This is a genomic window from Kangiella spongicola (assembly GCF_003194565.2).
GTDB classification, from domain to species: Bacteria; Pseudomonadota; Gammaproteobacteria; order Enterobacterales; family Kangiellaceae; genus Kangiella; species Kangiella spongicola.
The window spans coordinates 316,023-335,748 of the sequence record NZ_QICH01000002.1; the positions used below are offsets into that span (position 1 = coordinate 316,023).

Below are 19,726 nucleotides of genomic sequence, written 5' to 3' on the forward strand. Positions count from 1 at the left end.
ACCTTACGTCAGTAATTCCAACCATAAAACGCCAGCGACGAAAAATGGTGCCACAGATAAAGTACTGTCTAAACGATCGAGTAAACCACCATGCCCAGGCAAGATATTACTACTATCTTTAATTTTAGCTTGGCGTTTGAGCATACTTTCAAACAGATCACCGAAAACCGACAAGACCACCATCAACACGATAAACACCACAAACTGGAGCCAGTCTAGTGCCAGTGGCAATATAGAAGCCACCAAACAACCGACAATAATGGCTAGGACTAAACCGCCTATGGCCCCTTCCCAAGTTTTGTTTGGGCTCACCACGGGTGCAAGCTTGGTTTTACCTAACGTTTTACCTGCGAAGTAAGCACCAACGTCAGCGCCCCAAATAATCACAAGCATTAACAGTAGCATCCAAGCGCCAAAGTTATAGTCTAGATTAATTAACAAGCTACGAATGATAACGATAGCCAACCAAGCAGAAGCCAGAATGACGATTCCAAACAAACCACGTAACCAAGGCCCTCTAAACATAGACTTAGTGGCGTTGGGATAAAGCACCACAACAATCGAAGCGACCACCCAGAGCATCAGGGCAACTAACAGTAGTTTAAATGGATAGGCGTCATACCATAATGATGGCATCACCGAATCACTGAAGAAACTTTGCTCATTAAGCTGATAAAAAACACCGCCAATTGCCGCCAGTGACAATACAATAAAAACTGACTGGCCAACCTTGCCCGTTTCCAATAAGCGCGACCATTCCCACGCGAGAATAGCGAATACAGCCACTAGGATAGCTGAAAAAGTGAGTAAGTCAGGTAAAAATAATAAACACCCAACAAGTGGTAATAGTAGTACAGCAGTTATAATTCTTTGTTTTAACACAGTATTCCCCTAATCACTGGCTGTAGCGACTTGCTCGCCAGTCTTTCCAAACCGTCTTTGTCGACGATTAAAGTCTTCTATCGCTGCTTTTAACGCTTTGCCATCAAAGTCAGGCCATAAAGCGTCACTAAAATACAGCTCGGCATAGGCTGCCTGCCACATTAAAAAATTGCTAATTCGCTGCTCACCACCGGTACGAATCAATAAATCTGGGTCCACACCGTCAGCCGTGACCAACTTTGACTGCAAAGATTCCTCAGTTATTTCGGCTCCTTGTTCAGCCAACGCCTGGGCGGCTTGTACGATATCCCAACGACCACCATAATTAGCGGCAATTTGAAGGTATAACCCGTCATTATCTTGAGTCAAAGCCTCAGCTTTTTCAATCGCTTTGCGCAATCTACGGTCAAATCCGTCTTTATCGCCGATAACCATTAACTTGACGTTATTTTTATGAAGCTTTTTTGATTCATTCTTAAGGCTAGTCGCGAACAGCTCCATCAAGAAACTGACCTCGTCTTTAGGACGATTCCAGTTTTCACTGCTAAAGGCAAAAAGTGTTAGATACTTAACACCCAACTCACCGCAAACCTCCGCCATTTCTCGCGCACGCTCCATGCCTGCCTTATGGCCAAAAACCCGCTTCTTGCCGCGTGCCTGCGCCCAGCGACCATTGCCATCCATGATAATAGCAATATGCTGTGGGACTTTACTGTTTGCAGCTTCTTCTGGGGGGGCTTTTTGATCCAAGCTATCCTCTCTAACTCTTTTCATCTATTTATCTTTATTATAACGAAAACGCCGTGAAAAGTTTCACGGCGCCATGTCAATATTTATACCATATTAAGGTTTATAGGTACTGAAGTCTTTTCAACAAAGCCTACAGATAATCAGATTTAGATTTCTAATAGCTCAGTCTCTTTTTCTTCTAGCAACTCGTCAATACGAGCAACCTTTGTGTCTGTAAGCTTCTGAATTTGCTCTTCAGAACGACGTAAATCGTCTTCTGTGATTTCCTTCTCTTTTTCTAACTCTTTCAATGAGTTATTAGCGTCACGACGAATATTACGAACCGCAACTTTAGCATTTTCAGCTTCACCACGAACCACTTTGATAAGCTCTTTACGACGCTCTTCGTTTAGCGGTGGTAAAGTAATACGAATAACTTGGCCAGCAACGTTTGGCGTCAAGCCTAAGTCTGACTTTAGGATAGCCTTCTCAGTATCTTGAATAGCGCCCTTGTCAAAAACCTGTAGCACTAATGTACGACCTTCTTGAACGCTAATGCTCGCCACTTGGCTGATTGGCGTGTCAGCACCATAGTATGGAACCATGATGTGCTCAAGCAAACTAGGATGTGCGCGACCGGTGCGAACCTTAGATAGGTCGCTCTTAAATGACTCGATGGTCTTATCCATACGTTGGTCAGCATCTTTTTGAATGTCATTAATCACTGGGATATCTCCTACAATTGCTTGTTATATTCTTAATTTGGCTATTATGCCTTAATACTTGATTGATTCAATCGAAAGGTTTACTCACCTTAAGGGTGAATCAGCGTGCCTTCGTCTTTGCCCAACACAGCCTTTTCTAAGGCTCCTGCTTGGGTCATATCGAATACACGAATGTTCTTCTTGTGGTCACGTGCTAAACAGAATGCTGTTAGGTCCATAACCGCCAATTCTTTATCTAAAGCTTCTTTATAGCTCAAACGATCATATTTAACAGCGTTTTTGTCTTTCGCAGGGTCTGCCGAATAAACGCCATCAACTTTGGTCGCTTTGAGAATTACTTCAGCGTCGATTTCAATGCCACGAAGGCAAGCCGCTGTATCAGTGGTAAAGAATGGATTGCCCGTCCCTGCACAAAAAATAACAACACGCCCTTTTTCTAAAGCGTTAATTGCGCCGCGACGAGAAAAGCCTTGGCAAACACCATCGATAGGCATCGCAGACAGCACCTTAGCGGGCTGATCGATGCGCTCGAAAGCATCTTGCAAAGCGAGAGAATTCATCACAGTCGCCAGCATGCCCATGTGATCACCGGTCACACGGTTCATGCCAGCTTCTGATAATTTTTGGCCGCGGTAAATATTACCGCCGCCAATCACCACGCCGACTTCAACACCTTGCTCACATAACGATTTAATTTCATCGGCGATTCTTTGTAGAACTTGAGGATCGATTCCGAAAGCCTCACGCCCCATTAAAGCCTCACCACTCAATTTTAACAAAATACGCTTATAAGCTAAGTCGGCCATAGTGTTTCCTTCTAAAATGTTACATCTAAGTAGTTACTTAGATTACTTCTTCATTTGAGCAGCAACTTCAGATGCAAAGTCTTCTTCTTTCTTTTCAATACCTTCGCCTACTTCAAAGCGAGTGTAAGAAATAACTTTAGCATTGTTTTCTTTCAGCAACTGACCAACAGTCGTTGAAGGATCTTTAACGAAGCTTTGACCTTCAAGAGTGATCTCACCAACGAACTTCTTGATACGACCAACCATCATTTTCTCAACGATGTTTTCAGGCTTGCCTTCCATATCAGGTTGCGCTTTGATTATTTCTTTCTCTTTCTCGATAACTTCTGGAGCAACGTCGTCAGCCGTGTTGAACTGAGGGTTGCTAGCAGCAACGTGCATCGCGATGTCTTTAGCCAAGTCTTCGCTACCACCGTCTAAAGAAACGATAACACCGATACGGCCGCCGTGAACGTAAGCACCAAGTGTTTCGCCGTCAATTTTAGCAACACGACGTACTGTGATGTTTTCGCCAATTTTCGCGACTAAGTTAGCACGAGCTTCTTCTACAGACTCGCCAGAAGGCATAGACGCAGCGTTTAATGCTTCAACGTCAGTAGTGCCGTTAACTAGAGCAACGTCAACAACTTCGCTTGAGAATTTCTTGAAGCTATCGTCACGAGCAACAAAGTCAGTTTCAGAGTTAACTTCAACTAAAACACCAGTGTTGTCGCCAGACTTCGCTAAAATCACACCTTCAGCAGCGATACGGCCAGCTTTCTTAGCAGCTTTCGCCTGACCTGATTTACGCATGTTATCGATTGCAGTCTCAACGTTACCGTCAGCTTCAATCAATGCTTTTTTACACTCCATCATGCCAGCGCCAGTGCGCTCACGTAATTCTTTAACTAATGCAGCAGTAATTGCCATGATAGTATCTCCGATAGTTTCCTCTGCTTATATATCAAGCAGAATACTTAAAATAGAATAGTTTAAACGTCAGTGTTGAAGCCTTTGTGAAGCTAATATAGCTTGTTGATTACAAAGGATTTTTAAGAGTCAATTATTCCAGAAGCCTCTTTGGAAAAACTCTTTCAAAAAAGGGGGCCTCGCCCCCTTTTTCAACACTCGAACTTTTCAATCGAGAAGGGTCAGCGATTACTCGTCGCCAGACTCTTCTACAAACTCGTCGCCTTGATCAGCAACTGTGTTGCTTTGCTTACCGTCAAGCACTGCGTCCGCTACTGCACCACAGTATAAACGAATCGCACGGATCGCATCATCGTTACCTGGGATGATGTAATCAACGCCTTTCGGGTTAGAGTTTGTATCAACCACAGCAACAACAGGAATACCCATCTTGTTAGCTTCTGCGATTGCAATGCTTTCGTGATCAGCGTCGATGACGAACAATACGTCTGGAAGACCGCCCATGTTCTTAATACCGCCGATAGATTTTTCAAGCTTTTCCATTTCACGAGTACGCATTAAAGCTTCTTTCTTCGTCAAACGCTCGAAAGTACCGTCTTCAGACTGTTTTTCTAAGTCTTTCAAACGGTTAATAGAACCACGAATCGTTTTGTAGTTAGTCAACATACCGCCTAACCAACGCTTATCGACGAAGAACTGACCACAACGAGTCGCTTCTTCTTTAACGATATCGGCCGCAGCACGCTTAGTACCAACAAAAAGGATTTTGCCTTTGTTCGCAGCAACTTTACCTAAGTAATTCAACGCGCCGTTGAACATAGGTACAGTTTCTTCAAGGTTGATGATGTGGATCTTGTTACGCGCACCAAAGATATATGGACGCATTTTAGGGTTCCAGAAACGAGTCTTGTGACCGAAGTGCACGCCCGCCTGTAGCATGTCACGCATACTAACTTTTGACATAATAAAATTCTCCGAATTTCGGGTTAAGCCTCCGCAAATCCCATTTCCCGACCCCAGCCAGTATCTTTTTAATAAGAACTCTGACGGAGCACCCCGGCAAATGTGCCGATTTGCGTGTGTTTTAAGTAAATAATCGTATTTTGTGACAATGGAACTGACAGTTGTTAAACGCACTTCCGAGCCACGGCGCGCTTTATACCATTTTTCAGGGTGAGAGGCAATGATTTTGGGTGATTTAGCTGTTTTTGTCTTTCAGCCGCAGTGACTCCGTCATTCCGGCTTAAGAACTTGCCAATTGTCATTCCGTGGCTTGACCACGGAATCCAGCGACTTTTATCCATTTAGCTCAACAATTTTGCCTTTCAGCGAGTTACCAACGCGCCGCTAAGACGAAACACCCTTGTTTCGTCTTAGTTAAATTGGACTATATCCCCACGGGGATTCCCTGCGGTCACCTACCAAATTACGCTATAACTTTTCTTTACTCAGCTAACTCAAAGAGGGTGTCATTTGAGCAAACCTGTAACATTTAATAAGTACCACTAATAATAACTTGATTTCTGATTCAGATTATCTTGTGATATGAAGCCTATGATAATAAAGACTTAAAACGAATAAATAAGAAACAATACTATGGATAACTGGCCTATTCCTGAGCTCATTGGCGTCAAGGGTGGAGAAAATAAACAGGGGGCTCCTGAGATTGTATCAATAAACTATGACATGTGGACTCTCCGAATTGCTTTGCTCTTTAAAAATCAATCTCGACCTACTTATGTAAACTTTTACTCTATTGGGGGTTTTCGCGTACTTGATGAAGGAAACCTTTTAGAGTTTTGGGAAAAAAACTATGGTGACTACTACATGTACATCGTTAAGGAAGGGGGTTGGTTAGCTATGGAAGCCTCAAGAGAATCCGCTCCACTATTGACGGTGGACGGCAGTAACCTAACAGAGTATCTCATTGCAGGTATTAATGACTGTGTCAGTATACTTTCATACTCGCAGCCGACCATATCCTCATAACCAAACGCAAATCGAGTCATATCAATGAGTAACTACTTTTTAGTTTTTGGGATTGTATTAGCTGTTCTACTCAATATTATTGCCTGTTATCGTGTATTAAAAACCGATTACTTTGACAAGCATCAAAAAATATTCCAAATTATTTTAATTTGGCTCATACCCTTCATTGCCTCAGTTGGTATAGTCCTCTTTTTATTCAATGAGAATAATCCTTCACAAGAGCCTACCGACTTTGGAGGTGGAACTAATGATAGCATCGGTGGAGTAGCAGATGATTAACAAGCGATCTTGTGACTTTAGAAATCCCATTTAGGATAAAACTCGATACTTCAAAGTTGTGTTCCATTCATTAATCAAACCCACAGCAATCCACAAAGTAGTAAAAACCATTAAACAATTAAATGTCCAACCAACTTGACATGTAACCTACGGGTTACTAAAGTAACCCGTAGGTTACATCACTTGATTATTAAAGATAAGGGATATTTTATGGAACTCAACAAGGTAGACAAACTGGTACAATCAAGAGCTAAAATATTAATTTTTGCAGCTTTTGCATTTGCTCTATGGCAATTTTCTTGGATCGGGGCTGATATCGTAAAAGATACTGAAAGTAGCTTTATCCATATAATTACGGGGTTAGTCATACTCGGTTCAATTTTGTGGGTTATTGCTTGTTATTTTTTCTACGTTTTTAGTAAAAAGGTAAAAAAAGCCAATGCTCTGCAAGCTCTAAATGACGAGTTAACTCATAAAAATAAGCTACAAGCCTTTATGGCGGGATACTTCATTCTATTCGGTATGATTTGGTTGGTGATCCCAGCGACAGACTTTTGGGATTTCGATCTGATATTGATTATAAGGGCCATAGCTGTGTTGGCTATTGTTATCCCAATTCTAATCTTTTCATATTTAGAATTTAAAAATGATCAAGGAGCTGAATAGTGCAAGCTGATCAAAAGTACTTTGCCAACAATCTGAAAGTGTTGCGAGCTCAGCATAATTATACGCAAGCTGATTTAGCAGAGTTGGTAGGAGTTACCCGAAAAACGATTAACACCATTGAAAATCGGATTTTTATTCCTTCGGCTTTTTTGGCGCTAAAATTAGCAAAGGCTTTCGAGCTTACGGTTGAAGATATTTTTTACATCGAAAAGCATTAATGATAAACGTCGGCTGGGGTGCGACACACAATATTGACTTGTTGGGTTACGCAAGCAGCTAACCCAACCTATAGAAATAGGTTACGCATACCTGAATCGCTTTTAAGGGTAAACATGACCTTCTAATACTCTTCCAAGTACTTCAAAGTATCAACCATCTCAAACTTGGGGCTTCTTTTAATAAATTCTCTTAGGAACGCTGTGTGGGCTCGGCCCATGAGAATGAAGACTCGGTCGTCTTTGGTCATAGGGATGCGATTGAGGTTGGAGTAGATACGCATATTGCGTTGATAGAAGATGGCGGCATTATCAGCGCCTTCGAATCCGTCGTCGATTCCGACATACAACAGTTTATCGGCGTTGGTGTTAATCGAGTAATCCATTTGAGCTGGTTCATTAAATAGCTTTAACTTCTCAAGTAGCGACATCTGATTAAACTGTTTTTCGCGCTCTGCAATCTCCGGGTGGTCTCTATAAGGATCATTTGTAATCTGTAGGTAGGTATGGGGGTCGATCGAGTTGGTTAGCTCAGGAGTTCGCTCGATATAATCACCGACACTGTAGTTGTAGCCCATGTGATTATCGATCCCATACAGCTTTTCAACATTGCTCAGCCTACCGACTTCAAAGGCTATCATGCTAATTTCACCATCTTTGGTGATTAGCTCTGCTGGGTTCTTTAAGTATTCTTGATACGCTTGATTCAGTTCATCATCGTATTTGGGCAGCTTCTCTACCACGATAATGGTAGGCTTGAACTGCGCTAACAGCTTCGCGACTTCCCTCGCCTGCTTTTTTGAAGTTTCAGACTCTTCATCAAACTCAGTGCTATGTGCGTCAGGCGTATAACCAAAATGGAAAGTACCAACGTTTAAAACGGGTATTTTATTATGTTCATTAGAAGCTATGGGCTTCTTTTCATAACTATTTTGCTGAGTTTCTTTATAACTGCATCCAAGCATAAGAAGTGTTATTGCTATAACAATAAGTGTTCGCATTGGTCGTCCTTGTTGTTTTTGTCGTTGTTAAGCGACTGATTTAAAAGCTTTTATCCTTTTTTATCATTAATTTCAAGTAGAGTGAAGAGGCGATAACAGAAAAAGTAGTCCCAAGGCTCATAAAAAATAAATGAAATAAAAGTAGACAGGGGGAAACAAAGCCTATACTCTTGTCGCCAGCTAGAAAGAAGTCTCTATTTTCATCCTACATTTCATTGTAATTAGTATTAATTCATGTCCTGCAGTTTCTAAATATCAGTCTACATTACCAGCTATTCAAGCCTCTTGAAGGCAATTTTATATTTAAATATTACAGGATAATATTATGTCTAATACAATTACAGGAACCGTTAAGTGGTTCAACGAATCTAAAGGTTTTGGTTTCATCGAGCAAGAGAATGGCCCTGACGTGTTCGCACACTACAGCGCAATCAGCAGCTCAGGTTTCAAAACTTTAGCAGAAGGCCAACAAGTTCAGTTCACAGTAACTGACGGTCAGAAAGGCCCACAGGCTGAGAATATTGTTGCTGTTTAATTACTAGCCAACCTTATTCGAAAAGCAAGTCCTCGTGACTTGCTTTTTTTATGTCTGCACAAAAGTGCTTTACAGTAATAAATACCCTTAGCAACTCCCCGATACGCTAGTTATCGCGTTCTAAAAGCAATATACTCAACCCTCTAATCAATGGTTTAAAGTCTCTCTACGTTTCCTTATGAAGAAAACCGATAAAAAAACTGAAAAGCTCATCGTTAAAACTCTGACTGATGCCTGCCATATCGCCACTGAAACAATCGAGGGCTTCGAATGGTTGACTCACTTTATTGATTACGACGCTTTTCCGCAATCTTTAGAAGTTGTGTGTATTTTTGATACCAAGGAGTCTTTATCGAAAGCCATACAGGAACATCAGGATAGTTTTATACGCTCTCTTATTACCGATAAACTCAGGAGCATAGATATACCTGTTAAAGATAGCTCTAAACAGATTAATTTTGATACTGAAGAAGCTTGCGAAGCCGAACATAACGGTAACTGGGCTAAACGCTTTCTGTCGCAGTAACCTAACTCTTCTACCCTCTAGTTATCCTTAGCGGTTTGAATTAGACTCTAAGCTTCAAAAGGCTTCCCTTATGCCTCCTTGCAGACTAGACTGGCTTTTAGCAAGGTAAATCGAATCTCCAAAGGAATGATTATGTCGCTCACCCTTTTGATAATTAGTTGTATTCTGCAGTTTATGTTTGCGGGGTTTCAGGTAATGTTTGTGATTTTCACAGCTTCCGGCGCTGTAAACACTCATGCGATTAAGGGACTAAAGCTAGCGATTCTTAACGCTTCAGTATTTATTTTGCCTTTATCCTGCTTAGCGACGGTAATAATACTAATCACACTTTACATTAAAGACTCGCCCTACTTGTCTCTTTGGTGGCACGCCATTCCGCTGTCTTTATCTGTCCTATATTTAATTTACGTTACCGCACTGACAAAAAGCGAGCCCGCAGAGTGCTAGCATATAAACTAGCGCCGACGGGTTAGCTATATATATTTTAATTATTTCCAATTAACTGCTCATCGAGCTCTTTCGCTACTTTATACGCAGGGCGTTCGCTGACTCTTGCGGCGTACTCTTCAAAACCTGGGCGCATCTCCATGCTCCCGAAGTGTAAGCCCCACAAAACATGTGAGCCAACATAAATATCCGCAGCCGTAAATTGCTCTCCAGCAACGTAAGACGAGCTGAGCAATCGCTGCGAAAGAACATCAAGCACTTGGCTGTAATTACCATACCCGACCATTCGCTCCTGCTCTTCTTTAACATCGACACCTAAAGAACGGTTAACGATAGCAGCCTCTAACGGGCCAGCACTAAAGAAAAGCCAGCGATAATATTCAGCACGATTATCTATGCTCGGTGCCAAGCCCTTTTCAGGAAAGGTATCAGCAAGATAGGCACATATCGCAGCACACTCGGTTACCACCTTGCCGTTATGAACAATCGCTGGCACCTTGCCCATTGGGTTAATCGTAAGGAATTCCTCCGTTTTCATAGGGGCACCATACTCTAGAATCTCTTGACGGTACTCGGCTCCGGCCTCTTCCAAGGCCCAGCGCGCGATCTGCCCACGGGATTGTGGGTTGGTGTAAAATACTAAGGTGCTCTCTTTTGAAGATGTTACCGGCATAACCCTTTCCATTTATTAAGCTCATGAATTGGTACAGATTATCTGAATACACCACGGAATAGCAATAGCTTTAATATCAGGCTACTATGGTTAAAAATCGCACAACGTGGGTCCGCTATGAAACTTAGAACAACGATCATGACAATCATACTCTCTGGTGCAGTGTGGTATGCTTCTACGGCGTTCGCTGCTGACAAAGCATTCGATTACACCAAAGTCAAACCTGAGCATTACGCCAACCTCAAAAATAAATCCCAGTTCACGGACAAACAAGGCGATACCTACAAAGTTAAAAACACGAAATATAAAAAGGGCCTATATATTCAAATTATCGAAAATGGTCGTAGTAAGTGGAAAAAGCACGGGCGTTTCTACTCAGTGTCATCAAGTAACGGCAAAACCACTGGCTTTGTAACTTATCATTACGGTGTCAAAGAAGGGCCAGCTGAGTCCTACAATAGTGAGGGCCAAGTTAAATTTAAAAAGTACTTTAAAAATAACAAGCTAGAGGGACCCTGGCAGCAATTTACAGACAAAGGGAAACTGTTTGAGGAGTGTGTTTATGTTAACGGTAAGAAACATGGTAAACAAATAACTTATCATTCGAACGGCCAACCTAACTTCACTTCCACTTACGTTCAAGGCAAACGTGAGGGGGAGTCTTATCAATACAATGACAAGGGTAAATTAATCGCTAAAAAAGTCTATGTTAATGGCAAGAAAATAGGTAAAACACAGTGGCTTCATTAGGTACAATGCTTAACCTTAAGGATTGCTATACCTACAGCTAGTTTCGAATATACACTAAAATGCTATGAACCAATCTATAATCGGCTACCATAAAGATGAAGAAGGCCACTGGGTAGCCGAATTAAAATGTGGTCATTTTCAACATGTGCGCCACAAACCACCCTTTATTAACCGCCCATGGGTTGTGACCCAACAAGGCCGTGATTCGATGCTTGGCGAAGAATTGAACTGCAGAAAGTGTGATTCCGGCGCACCTAAAGATAAACTTTAGCCTTTAGCTACACTTTCCTCTCGCCACCAGTTAAGATCAGCAAAACATTACAATAAGGTTATGCAATGAACGAACTTCCTAATTGTCCTCAATGTGACTCCAGTTATACCTACGAAGATCAAGCAATGCTGGTTTGCCCTGAATGCGGTCATGAGTGGTCAAAAGATTCTGCTGGAGATTCTGAAGGCGACTTATCAATCAAAGACTCTAATGGCAACCTGCTTCAAGACGGCGATACCATTACGGTTATCAAGGATTTAAAAATCAAAGGTTCTTCACAAGTGGTTAAAGTCGGCACCAAAGTAAAGAATATTCGACTGGTCGATGGCGACCACGATATTGATTGCAAAATTCCTGGTATTGGCGCCATGAAGCTTAAATCAGAGTTTGTAAAAAAGGTTTAAAATCCCGCTACTTCCTTAGCTCTAACATAAATCACTACCGGCTTTCTGTTAGGATTTAGTAAGGTCCTAACTGAAAAAGGTGAGGTAGAGAGCGATGAAACCAAGAACTATGAAGTCTAAAGCTACAAAACCGTTTTACTTGATTTTTAGTGGTTTACTAACATTAGGTTTAATCGGCTGCTCCAGCGATTCCGAGCGAACAGCCAAAGAGGAAGCGGAGCCGATTAAAGGCAGTTTGCAGTGGTGTCGTATGTACCATGACCCAGCCACTTCTGGCGAGAGAAAGCCTAACGCTGCTAAATATTGCGAGCCAACTCTAGAGCGACACCCTCATCATGAGCGTGATGACACTATTTTAGATGACGGTGTAAAGGTAGAAGTTAAACCCTCACTGTAACTATAAAACACAAAATAAGGCGAACAGAGATGCCCCAACCTTTTCATTTAGCTATTCCAGTTCATGACCTAAAACTGGCGCGCCAATTTTATGGTGAGTTATTAGGATTCAACGAGGGGCGCTCTAGCGACCACTGGATTGATTACGACTGCTACGGCCACCAACTGGTCGTCCATTTGGATGAATCAATGCAGCCAAAATCAGCCAGTACTTCAAAGGTGGACGGGCATGGCGTGCCTATTCCACACTTTGGCGTTGTGCTCGATATGCAACAGTGGCGCTCTTTAGCGGAACATTTAAACAAACATCACGTGGAATTTTTGATAGAGCCTTATATTCGATTTGAAGGAAAGCCCGGTGAACAGGCAACCATGTTCTTTAACGACCCTTCTGGTAATGCCCTTGAATTTAAAGGCTTTAACAATATGGATGACTTGTTTAAGTCGTAACCCCGACACCTTTATGGAAATTATTTTCATTTGATTTTGCAGAAGCTGTGTTTATTATAGTGCTTTAGCCATCAACCAAAGAGTTTATGAAGAACAAACAGCCAGAAGGAAATCATGGAACTACCTATATCGGTGCTTTTATTGCCATCGGTGTTGGTATTGGCACAGCACTAGGAGTCGCACTCAACAATATGATGCTAGGAATGGCAATTGGTGTAGGCGCGGGAGCAGTCGCAGGAATAGCCCAAGAAATCAAAAAGCGTAAGTCACGGGCAAAATAGTACTCACCCACTTTGCTCAATAAACCACCGGTTTTGCTCAAATATTTAGCCCTACTATCAAAGCCTAGTTTAAAAGCTATCAGGTTTCCCTTGTCGCATACAATTCGTTAGAATAGATGACTATTTGCTAGCCATTAAACGAGGGCTAGGCACAACAAAAGGTATCTATTGGACATTGTATGGGCATTCAGCTAAAGACTCCTGAAGAAATTGAAAAGATGCGCGTCGCAGGCCGTTTGGCTGCGGAAGTTCTAGAGATGATTGGTGAGCACGTCAAAAAAGGTGTCACCACCGAAGAACTGAATCAAATTTGCCACGACCATATCGTGCACAAGCAAGGCGGCTACCCAGCTACTTTGTACTATGGTGGCTCTCCCTATCCAGTTCCACTCGACGAAGACGGTAATCCGACTCAGCCTTTAGTTGGCGGTGGTTTTACTAAGTCAATTTGTACTTCGGTTAACGACGTTGTGTGCCATGGTATTCCTAACAAAAAGCCTTTACGCAATGGCGACATTTTTAACTTAGACGTAACTGTGATTAAAGACGGTTATCACGGCGACACCAGTAAAATGTTTGTTGTCGGCGAGCCGACGCCACAAGCCAAAAAGCTTATCCAAGTTACTCAAGAAAGCCTTTACCTTGCGATTGATATGGTAAAACCTGGCGCACGTTTAGGTGATATCGGCTATGCCATCCAGCGTTATGCTGAAGGTAAAGGATACTCTATCGTTAAAGAATATTGTGGCCACGGTATTGGCGCTAAGTTCCACGAAGAGCCACAGGTCACTCACTACGGCCGCCCTGGCACAGGTGTCGAATTGCAGGAAGGTATGACATTTACCATCGAGCCCATGGTGAACGTTGGTAAGCGTCACGTTAAACATAACAAAAAAGACGGCTGGACAGTATTAACAAAAGATCGCTCTTTGTCCGCTCAATGGGAACATACATTATTAGTCACTTCGACTGGCGTTGAGGTACTCACCCGCCGTCAAGAAGAACCCTTCTAAGCGGGCTTCTGTAAGTGGCAAGTCCAGATAAATTTAATTACCTCCCGAAAGCAGCCGATTTACTCAAAAAGAGCCAATCGGCTGAGGGCATTGAACGCCTTAAAGTCTATAAAGGCTATCTTCAAGCAGGCTTAGACGCACTGACCAAACAGTTCCAAAAAGGCACCAGTATTATTCAGCTGTTGCGCGCCCGCAGCGCCTTAATGGACCATATTTTAATCACTAGCTGGTCGCAGTTTTCCGTCAACAGCAATGCGGCTTTAATCGCCGTTGGTGGTTATGGCCGTGAAGAGTTACAACCCTATTCTGACATCGATATCTTAGTATTATTAAGCGAGTCTGATGATGCCAAGGGAAGACAGCCCGAACTCGAAGCTTGGTTAGCTTTTTTGTGGGACATTGGGCTGGAAGTTGGCCACAGTGTTCGAACCATAGAGCACTGCGAAGAGCTAGCGTTAGAAGATATATCGGTCGCCACTAACCTCATTGAGTCGCGCTACTTGTGTGGCGATCGTTTACTGCTCAAAGAATTAGATGAAAGAATTAAGAAGCCTGAGTTTTGGCCATCCGAAAGCTTTTTCAAAGCCAAGCTTAACGAGCAAATCACTCGCCACGTTAAATTCAAAGAAACTTCCTTTAATTTAGAGCCGAATATTAAATCCAATCCGGGCGGACTGCGTGACTTGCAAGTGATCCAGTGGATTACTTTAAAACACTTTAAAAGCAGTAGTTTGCATGATTTGATTAAATACGGCATTTTTACCCGACGCGAGTATCGTAGCTTATTGAATGGGCAACAATTCCTGCATCGTGTACGTTTCGCGCTGCACGTTTTAAGCAATAAACGTGAAGATCGCTTATTGTTTGAACACCAGAAGAAAGTCGCTGAGTGGATGGGCTTTGAGGATCACGATAACAAGTTAGCCGTAGAGCATTTGATGCAGCGTTATTATCGTGCGGTCATGATTATTCGTAACCTCAATGAGCTGTTCCTACAGATTTTTGAGCAAGAGTATTTGCAACTTGGGCAAAACGCTAATTTTATAGATTTAGACGAAGACTTTTATCTGCATAACCAAAGAATCGGTATAAAAGATCCTGATTTATTTCTACACAAGCCTCATGCGTTAATTAAAATCTTCCGCCACATAGCACTGAACCCTGAAATTATTCAGATCGAAGCCAAGACCATGCGGAAAATTCGTTCTAGCCAACAGATGGTCAACAAAAGCTATCGCCGTGATCCAATAAACATTAGCTATTTCAAAGAGTTTTTAGCAACTAAGCAGATGACCAGTCGTGGCTTTACGCTAATGAAGCGTACCAATATTCTTGGCGCTATGATTCCAAAATTCGCGCAGATTGAAGGTCAGATGCAGTTCGATTTATTCCACGCTTACACCGTGGACGAGCATACCCTATTCCTTTTGCGTTACATCATTCGCTACAACAAGCCTGAGTTTCAGCATGAGTTTCCGCTTTGCCGAAAAATCATGAAAACTTTAGTTGACCCAACGCCTTTGTACCTCGCCGCTATCTTCCACGATATCGGTAAAGGTCGTGGCGGTGATCACTCGGAGCTCGGCGCCGTCGATGCTTTAGAATATTGTAAGTCTATTGGTCTCGAGAATCATATTTCAGAGCTTGTTGCTTGGTTAGTGAAAAATCACCTAATCATGTCGCTTGTAGCACAGCGCAAAGATATTAGCGACCCTGACGTTATCGAGCGTTTCGCCAGTCGCGTGCCCTCGATTTTGCACTTAGAATTACTTTATGTGCTGACGGTTTCTGATATCCGAGCGACCAACCCGACCTTGTGGAATTCGTGGAAAGAGTCGCTACTTAAAGAGCTGTTTTTAGCGACTAAGCATTATTTAACACAGTCCACTCCCCGCGCGAACCAAAGTGAAATGCTTGAAGACACACGTCAACAAGTCATCGAGCAGTTTACTAAGTCAGGTGAGTCTGTAGAGCCTGTTAGGGAGCTACTTGTTGAGCTGGGTAATGATTACCTATTACGCTATCATCCTGAACAAATTATTTGGCAAACTGAGCAGTTGTTATCACAACCTGAACTGCCTTATGTCGCCATAAAGAATCACCGATCACAAGCGGGCACTGAGGTTTTTATCGCGATAGAAGATCAGCCAGATTTGTTCGCGTCTATAACGGCACTATTGAGTCAGAATCATTTGAACATCCAAGCGGCAACTTTATTTACCTCGCCGAAAGGCTTATGTCTCGATACTTTTATTGTATTGGATGAACAAGGCTACCCTTTATCTTACGAGCAGCGTATCCAAGAAATCCAAGACAACTTAATTGATGGCTTATCCAATATGAAAGGCTTAGACTTGTCGATTAGTCGTGCCATACCATCAAAACTGAAATACTTTACGGTCAAAACTCGAATCGAGATATTTAATGACCCGAACAAAGCATTTACCACTCTTGAAATCACAGCGCTCGACCGCCCCGCCCTCTTGGCTAATATCGGGCAAGCATTCAGAGATTGTGATATCGAGGTGCACTCGGCAAAAATTGTAACCCTTGGCGAACGTGTCGAGGATACTTTTACCATCAGTGATGGCAACAACCAGCCGATTACTGATGAAACCAAGATTCAACAAATTAAGCAACATCTAGAGCAAGCGATTAACGCTTAATCTACATATTTATAGGAACCGTTATGTCTTTGCAAAATACTATCGAACAAGCTTTTGAAAACCGCGATTCGCTTTCTCCAAGCTCAGCACCGGCGGACATTAAAGAGGCTGTTACAGAAGCATTAAACCTACTCGACTCAGGCCAAGCGCGAGTTGCTGAGAAAAAAGATGGCGACTGGATCGTTAATCAGTGGTTAAAAAAAGCAGTTCTTTTATCGTTCCGCTTAAATGAAAACAAAGTCATCGATACAGAATTGGCACAATTTTATGACAAAGTGCCAATGAAGTACCAAGGTATGAGCGAAGAGCAATTCAAAGCTGGTGGGACACGTGTTGTGCCACACGCCATCGCGCGTCACGGCTCCTACATTGCTAGCAATGTGGTACTGATGCCAAGCTACACCAATATTGGAGCCTACATTGATGAAGGCACCATGGTCGACACTTGGGCAACCGTTGGCTCCTGTGCGCAGATCGGAAAAAACGTACATTTATCAGGTGGCGCCGGTATTGGAGGTGTTTTAGAGCCATTACAAGCTGGCCCAACTATTATTGAAGACAACTGCTTTATTGGCGCACGCTCTGAAGTAGTCGAAGGCGTTATTGTTGAAGAAGGTGCTGTTTTATCAATGGGCGTATTCATTGGCCAAAGTACTAAGATTTATAATCGACTAACTGATGAAGTGACTTACGGTAGAGTTCCAGCCGGCTCGGTTGTGGTTCCTGGTAGCTTACCTTCGGAGTGCGGTAAATATAACTTAAATTGTGCTGTTATCGTTAAGCAAGTTGATGCGAAAACTCGCGCTAAAACTAGCGTTAACGAATTATTACGTTTAGGCAAAGATTAAGTTTAAAGCATTAGTTAAAAGGTTTAGGTATTAGTTATGGTAAAGATTTACGGCATTCCAAACTGCGATACAGTGAGAAAAGCAGTGAAATGGTTAGAAGCTAAAGACATCGAGCATGAGTTCATCGACTATCGCAAGAACCCGTTGGAACGTTCGACTTTAGAAAGCTGGGACAAAGCAATTGGTTGGGAAAAGTTGCTTAACAAGCGTAGTACCGCTTGGCGTCCACTTGAACAGTCAGTGAAAGATAATATTGATCGTGACTCGGCTATCGACTTAATGCAAAGCAAAGTGACTTTGATTAAAAGACCAGTACTAGTCAAAGGCGATGAAGTTCATTTGAGTTTCAAGCCTGAACAATACCAAGATATTTTTAGCTAAGGCAGATTATGACTATCGATGTTATTGAGTTAGCCAAAAACCTGATTAACCGTGAATCGGTGACGCCGCATGATGCCGGTTGTCAAAAGCTGATGATAGACCTGCTCGATGAGCAAGGTTTTGAACACGAAATCATGGACTTTGAAGACACTCAAAACTTTTGGGCCATTCGCCAAGGCGCAACGGAAGAACCAGTTTTTGTGTTTGCAGGTCATACCGACGTAGTTCCTGCAGGCAATTTAGATGATTGGCATACGCCGCCTTTTGAAGCGACGATAAAAGATGGTTATCTTTACGGTCGTGGCGCCGCTGATATGAAAGGTAGCCTAGCAGCTATGGTCGCGGCCACAGAACGCTTTGTCACTGACTACCCGGATCATAAGGGCTCGATTGCATACCTAATTACTAGTGATGAAGAAGGCCCTTTTATCAACGGTACAGTACGCGTGGTCGAAGAATTAATGAAACGTAACCAACGCTTCGATTACAGCGTGGTTGGTGAACCTTCCAGCACTGCTGTACTTGGCGACGTTATCAAAAACGGGCGTCGTGGCTCGCTAACCGGATTTTTAAAGATTCTCGGTACTCAAGGTCATGTCGCCTACCCGCATTTAGCGGATAACGCCATACATAAGTCTTATAAAGCTCTAAATGCTCTGGCAGAAGAACATTGGGATGATGGAAATGAATTTTTCCCACCAACCAGTTTTCAGATAGCGATCGAGAATGCTGGTACAGCGACCAATGTTATCCCTGGTGAAAAATATGTTGAGTTCAATTTCCGCTACTCCACAGAGTCCACTGCGGATGGCTTAAAAAAGCGAGTCACTGATATCCTGGACAGCTTCGACTTAGACTATCAGTTGGACTGGAAGTTAAACGGCGAGCCATTTCTGACGCCTGAAGGCGAATTGCTTACTGCCGCAAAGAATGCGGTACGTGAAAACTGTAATATTGAAGCTGAAGCACTAACCAGTGGCGGAACTTCCGATGGACGTTTCATCGCAAAAACTGGCGCCGAAGTGGTTGAGATTGGTCCTGTGAACAAAACGATTCATAAGATTAACGAATGCGTCAAAATCGACGAACTCAAAACCTTAGTGGATGTTTATTACAGTGTTTTAAAACACCTTTTAGCTAAAGAGTGATATGAAGAGTATAGATAATTCCATGATGACACCCGAGCAACTCATTGGGTTGGATCAGAACCACCTAATTAATGTTGTTGATAACAGCGAGTTATTAGGGCAAAAATTCGAATGCCACCATGAGGTGCTAATTCCAATTGCAAAATTAATTCGTCAGTCTGAGCTCGACGGAGTCCCGCTTCGGGTTATCAGTAGCTATCGTAGCTTCGAGCGACAAGCTGAAATCTGGAATTACAAATATAACAATGATGTTGAATTAAACTTACGCGATGGCACCACCGTCAACTCTTTTGAGTTATCGCCTAAAGAGCGTGTCGATGCAATCCTACACTACAGTGCCATTCCAGGCACCAGCAGGCACCACTGGGGAACGGACTTTGATGTATTCGATGCGGCAGCAATCGATCAAGGCTACGAAGTTAAGCTCACTGAAGAAGAGTTCGAAGATAAAGGCCCTTGTTCGCGTTTAGATGAATGGTTAGATTACAACCTTGAGTCTTTTGGTTTCTTTAAACCTTATCGCGAGGACAAAGGTGGCGTCGCTTGCGAGCCATGGCACATCAGCTACAGACCGATTGCAGAAAAAGCATTAAAGGAGTTTCCGTTAGACTTTTTGAAAGAAACGTTAAGAGAAAAAGATATAGGCGGTAAAGACAATATCAATTCAAGGCTGGAAAGCCTTGCTAGGAAATACGTGTATAATATTTGTACAGAGTAATTCTATAGTGATTCATTA

26 protein-coding genes are annotated in these 19,726 nt (G+C 42.6%); 18 read left to right on the forward strand and 8 right to left on the reverse strand.

Translation table 11 applies throughout. From position 1 onward, the window contains the following. Positions 1-3: 3 nt before the first annotated feature. From DL796_RS07070 to rpsB, 6 genes are all read right to left on the reverse strand, one after another. Positions 4-882, reverse strand: a complete 879-nt coding sequence (locus tag DL796_RS07070; RefSeq protein WP_110201008.1) for a phosphatidate cytidylyltransferase — start codon at positions 880-882, stop codon at positions 4-6. Positions 883-891: 9 nt separating this feature from the next. Continuing rightward, positions 892-1,656 carry an isoprenyl transferase gene (locus tag DL796_RS07075; protein WP_110201009.1) on the reverse strand — a complete coding sequence of 255 codons (765 nt, stop codon included), beginning with the start codon at positions 1,654-1,656 and terminating at the stop codon, positions 892-894. A gap of 122 nt (positions 1,657-1,778) precedes the next feature. Then, a complete protein-coding gene (gene frr, locus DL796_RS07080) occupies positions 1,779-2,336 on the reverse strand; it encodes a ribosome recycling factor (RefSeq protein WP_110201010.1) in 558 nt (185 codons plus the stop codon). Positions 2,337-2,425: 89 nt separating this feature from the next. Then, complete coding sequence (gene pyrH, locus DL796_RS07085) at positions 2,426-3,142, reverse strand: UMP kinase (protein ID WP_110201011.1); 717 nt, start codon at positions 3,140-3,142, stop codon at positions 2,426-2,428. Between the two features lie 42 nt (positions 3,143-3,184). After that, positions 3,185-4,051, reverse strand: a complete 867-nt coding sequence (gene tsf, locus DL796_RS07090) for a translation elongation factor Ts (protein ID WP_110201012.1) — start codon at positions 4,049-4,051, stop codon at positions 3,185-3,187. Positions 4,052-4,279: 228 nt separating this feature from the next. Further along, positions 4,280-5,014, reverse strand: a complete 735-nt coding sequence (gene rpsB, locus DL796_RS07095; protein ID WP_110201013.1) for a 30S ribosomal protein S2 — start codon at positions 5,012-5,014, stop codon at positions 4,280-4,282. Between the two features lie 633 nt (positions 5,015-5,647). Between rpsB and DL796_RS07100 the strand changes: the two genes are divergently transcribed. The 4 genes from DL796_RS07100 to DL796_RS07115 all read left to right on the forward strand — a co-directional run bounded on the left by DL796_RS07100 (position 5,648) and on the right by DL796_RS07115 (position 7,203). Next, the gene (locus tag DL796_RS07100; RefSeq protein WP_110201014.1) at positions 5,648-6,040 is read left to right on the forward strand and encodes a hypothetical protein; all 393 of its coding nucleotides are present in this window, start codon (positions 5,648-5,650) and stop codon (positions 6,038-6,040) included. A gap of 24 nt (positions 6,041-6,064) precedes the next feature. Continuing rightward, positions 6,065-6,319 carry a hypothetical protein gene (locus tag DL796_RS07105; protein WP_110201015.1) on the forward strand — a complete coding sequence of 85 codons (255 nt, stop codon included), beginning with the start codon at positions 6,065-6,067 and terminating at the stop codon, positions 6,317-6,319. 183 nt (positions 6,320-6,502) lie between these two features. Further along, positions 6,503-6,985 (forward strand): hypothetical protein, encoded by a 483-nt coding sequence (locus tag DL796_RS07110; RefSeq protein ID WP_146205080.1) that lies wholly within the window; start codon positions 6,503-6,505, stop codon positions 6,983-6,985. After that, positions 6,985-7,203, forward strand: coding sequence for a helix-turn-helix transcriptional regulator (locus DL796_RS07115; RefSeq protein WP_110201017.1), 219 nt, complete (start codon positions 6,985-6,987; stop codon positions 7,201-7,203). The genes DL796_RS07110 and DL796_RS07115 overlap by 1 nt, the downstream gene beginning before the upstream one ends. A gap of 122 nt (positions 7,204-7,325) precedes the next feature. Here DL796_RS07115 and DL796_RS07120 read toward each other — a convergent pair whose 3' ends face one another. Then, entirely contained in the window at positions 7,326-8,201 is an 876-nt protein-coding gene (locus tag DL796_RS07120) for a DUF5694 domain-containing protein (RefSeq protein ID WP_196597973.1), read from the reverse strand. A 325-nt stretch (positions 8,202-8,526) separates the two neighbouring features. Here DL796_RS07120 and DL796_RS07125 point away from each other — a divergent pair, with 325 nt between their 5' ends. Further along, entirely contained in the window at positions 8,527-8,736 is a 210-nt protein-coding gene (locus tag DL796_RS07125; RefSeq protein WP_110201018.1) for a cold-shock protein, read from the forward strand. Positions 8,737-8,914: 178 nt separating this feature from the next. Beyond that, a complete protein-coding gene (locus DL796_RS07130) occupies positions 8,915-9,262 on the forward strand; it encodes a Fis family transcriptional regulator (RefSeq protein WP_110201019.1) in 348 nt (115 codons plus the stop codon). A 484-nt stretch (positions 9,263-9,746) separates the two neighbouring features. On the opposite strand, the gene DL796_RS07135 is transcribed toward DL796_RS07130, so the two are convergent. Beyond that, positions 9,747-10,382, reverse strand: a complete 636-nt coding sequence (locus tag DL796_RS07135; RefSeq protein ID WP_110201021.1) for a glutathione S-transferase family protein — start codon at positions 10,380-10,382, stop codon at positions 9,747-9,749. Between the two features lie 117 nt (positions 10,383-10,499). Between DL796_RS07135 and DL796_RS07140 the strand changes: the two genes are divergently transcribed. The 12 genes from DL796_RS07140 (at position 10,500) to DL796_RS07195 (ending at position 19,708) form a co-directional block, all read left to right on the forward strand. Continuing rightward, positions 10,500-11,132 carry a toxin-antitoxin system YwqK family antitoxin gene (locus tag DL796_RS07140; protein ID WP_110201022.1) on the forward strand — a complete coding sequence of 211 codons (633 nt, stop codon included), beginning with the start codon at positions 10,500-10,502 and terminating at the stop codon, positions 11,130-11,132. Between the two features lie 64 nt (positions 11,133-11,196). Continuing rightward, complete coding sequence (locus DL796_RS07145; RefSeq protein ID WP_110201023.1) at positions 11,197-11,403, forward strand: DUF3565 domain-containing protein; 207 nt, start codon at positions 11,197-11,199, stop codon at positions 11,401-11,403. 65 nt (positions 11,404-11,468) lie between these two features. Beyond that, positions 11,469-11,807: a zinc ribbon domain-containing protein YjdM gene (locus DL796_RS07150; protein ID WP_110201024.1), complete on the forward strand. Its 339-nt coding sequence runs from the start codon at positions 11,469-11,471 to the stop codon at positions 11,805-11,807. A 94-nt stretch (positions 11,808-11,901) separates the two neighbouring features. Beyond that, complete coding sequence (locus DL796_RS07155; protein WP_110201025.1) at positions 11,902-12,204, forward strand: hypothetical protein; 303 nt, start codon at positions 11,902-11,904, stop codon at positions 12,202-12,204. Between the two features lie 29 nt (positions 12,205-12,233). Further along, positions 12,234-12,653, forward strand: a complete 420-nt coding sequence (locus tag DL796_RS07160; RefSeq protein WP_110201026.1) for a VOC family protein — start codon at positions 12,234-12,236, stop codon at positions 12,651-12,653. Between the two features lie 86 nt (positions 12,654-12,739). Continuing rightward, complete coding sequence (locus DL796_RS07165) at positions 12,740-12,934, forward strand: hypothetical protein (RefSeq protein WP_110201027.1); 195 nt, start codon at positions 12,740-12,742, stop codon at positions 12,932-12,934. Between the two features lie 179 nt (positions 12,935-13,113). Then, positions 13,114-13,947 carry a type I methionyl aminopeptidase gene (gene map / locus DL796_RS07170; protein WP_110201028.1) on the forward strand — a complete coding sequence of 278 codons (834 nt, stop codon included), beginning with the start codon at positions 13,114-13,116 and terminating at the stop codon, positions 13,945-13,947. Positions 13,948-13,961: 14 nt separating this feature from the next. Further along, positions 13,962-16,613 (forward strand): [protein-PII] uridylyltransferase, encoded by a 2,652-nt coding sequence (gene glnD / locus DL796_RS07175; RefSeq protein WP_110201029.1) that lies wholly within the window; start codon positions 13,962-13,964, stop codon positions 16,611-16,613. 23 nt (positions 16,614-16,636) lie between these two features. Beyond that, positions 16,637-17,461, forward strand: a complete 825-nt coding sequence (dapD, locus tag DL796_RS07180; RefSeq protein WP_110201030.1) for a 2,3,4,5-tetrahydropyridine-2,6-dicarboxylate N-succinyltransferase — start codon at positions 16,637-16,639, stop codon at positions 17,459-17,461. A gap of 36 nt (positions 17,462-17,497) precedes the next feature. After that, complete coding sequence (locus tag DL796_RS07185) at positions 17,498-17,842, forward strand: arsenate reductase (protein WP_110201031.1); 345 nt, start codon at positions 17,498-17,500, stop codon at positions 17,840-17,842. Between the two features lie 8 nt (positions 17,843-17,850). Continuing rightward, positions 17,851-18,990, forward strand: a complete 1,140-nt coding sequence (gene dapE, locus DL796_RS07190; RefSeq protein ID WP_110201032.1) for a succinyl-diaminopimelate desuccinylase — start codon at positions 17,851-17,853, stop codon at positions 18,988-18,990. 1 nt (position 18,991) lies between these two features. Next, positions 18,992-19,708, forward strand: a complete 717-nt coding sequence (locus tag DL796_RS07195; protein ID WP_227593008.1) for a M15 family metallopeptidase — start codon at positions 18,992-18,994, stop codon at positions 19,706-19,708. Positions 19,709-19,726: the final 18 nt, after the last annotated feature.

Coding starts and splice junctions, on each gene's coding strand:
- DL796_RS07100 (WP_110201014.1), top strand. CDS start 5,648: ATGGATAACTGGCCTATTCCTGAGCTCATTGGCGTCAAGGGTGGAGAA.
- tsf (WP_110201012.1), bottom strand. CDS start 4,051: ATGGCAATTACTGCTGCATTAGTTAAAGAATTACGTGAGCGCACTGGC.
- DL796_RS07140 (WP_110201022.1), top strand. CDS start 10,500: ATGAAACTTAGAACAACGATCATGACAATCATACTCTCTGGTGCAGTG.
- map (WP_110201028.1), top strand. CDS start 13,114: ATGGGCATTCAGCTAAAGACTCCTGAAGAAATTGAAAAGATGCGCGTC.
- rpsB (WP_110201013.1), bottom strand. CDS start 5,014: ATGTCAAAAGTTAGTATGCGTGACATGCTACAGGCGGGCGTGCACTTC.
- dapE (WP_110201032.1), top strand. CDS start 17,851: ATGACTATCGATGTTATTGAGTTAGCCAAAAACCTGATTAACCGTGAA.
- DL796_RS07075 (WP_110201009.1), bottom strand. CDS start 1,656: ATGAAAAGAGTTAGAGAGGATAGCTTGGATCAAAAAGCCCCCCCAGAA.
- DL796_RS07165 (WP_110201027.1), top strand. CDS start 12,740: ATGAAGAACAAACAGCCAGAAGGAAATCATGGAACTACCTATATCGGT.
- DL796_RS07130 (WP_110201019.1), top strand. CDS start 8,915: ATGAAGAAAACCGATAAAAAAACTGAAAAGCTCATCGTTAAAACTCTG.
- DL796_RS07105 (WP_110201015.1), top strand. CDS start 6,065: ATGAGTAACTACTTTTTAGTTTTTGGGATTGTATTAGCTGTTCTACTC.
- DL796_RS07160 (WP_110201026.1), top strand. CDS start 12,234: ATGCCCCAACCTTTTCATTTAGCTATTCCAGTTCATGACCTAAAACTG.
- DL796_RS07145 (WP_110201023.1), top strand. CDS start 11,197: ATGAACCAATCTATAATCGGCTACCATAAAGATGAAGAAGGCCACTGG.
- pyrH (WP_110201011.1), bottom strand. CDS start 3,142: ATGGCCGACTTAGCTTATAAGCGTATTTTGTTAAAATTGAGTGGTGAG.
- DL796_RS07195 (WP_227593008.1), top strand. CDS start 18,992: ATGAAGAGTATAGATAATTCCATGATGACACCCGAGCAACTCATTGGG.
- DL796_RS07135 (WP_110201021.1), bottom strand. CDS start 10,382: ATGCCGGTAACATCTTCAAAAGAGAGCACCTTAGTATTTTACACCAAC.
- DL796_RS07125 (WP_110201018.1), top strand. CDS start 8,527: ATGTCTAATACAATTACAGGAACCGTTAAGTGGTTCAACGAATCTAAA.
- DL796_RS07150 (WP_110201024.1), top strand. CDS start 11,469: ATGAACGAACTTCCTAATTGTCCTCAATGTGACTCCAGTTATACCTAC.
- DL796_RS07185 (WP_110201031.1), top strand. CDS start 17,498: ATGGTAAAGATTTACGGCATTCCAAACTGCGATACAGTGAGAAAAGCA.
- DL796_RS07155 (WP_110201025.1), top strand. CDS start 11,902: ATGAAACCAAGAACTATGAAGTCTAAAGCTACAAAACCGTTTTACTTG.
- dapD (WP_110201030.1), top strand. CDS start 16,637: ATGTCTTTGCAAAATACTATCGAACAAGCTTTTGAAAACCGCGATTCG.
- DL796_RS07120 (WP_196597973.1), bottom strand. CDS start 8,201: ATGCGAACACTTATTGTTATAGCAATAACACTTCTTATGCTTGGATGC.